The 475-nt window shown below is 46.5% G+C and carries 1 protein-coding gene; it reads right to left on the reverse strand.

What is annotated here, in order from left to right:
* On the reverse strand, positions 1 to 475 hold a 475-nt coding region (locus BW716_RS37410), incomplete at both ends, for a hypothetical protein (protein ID WP_179091441.1).

The raw sequence follows: 475 nt of genomic DNA on the forward strand, positions 1-475 counted from the left end.
GCAGCAACCACTGTCGCACTAATACTGATCACTGAATCAGCAGGTACCTGCAAACTATACTTGCCGGTATGATGCTGACTGGTTGTCATCAAGGTTTTATACCCTGAGAAATCCAGGTTCCTGCCAGCACTACACACTTCATCACAGGCAGGTACGCCATAGAAGTAATCTTCAAATCCTTCATAGGTTGCTTCCCGATAGCGCGCATTCTGCGTGGCGGCAATGATCATGGCATCCTGATAACCATACAACCCTGCATTGTACCTGCCAAGGGGATCTTTATTTTCCAGTTCCAACCCTTTACGATTGAACAAGGTTGTCTGACTATTCCATACCCAACGGGTAGTATCCTTTTGTGCTACCCACTTTTTATTACTGACTTTCCAGAAAGGAGCAAATGCTGCAACAGTACCTCCGGAGCGAAGATTCACCTGTGTGCCGGTCTGGGTTTCAGTACGGCTACCATAATAAACAT

Origin of the sequence: [Flexibacter] sp. ATCC 35208 (genome assembly GCF_001975825.1) — a bacterium.
Classification (GTDB): Bacteria; Bacteroidota; Bacteroidia; order Chitinophagales; family Chitinophagaceae; genus Chitinophaga.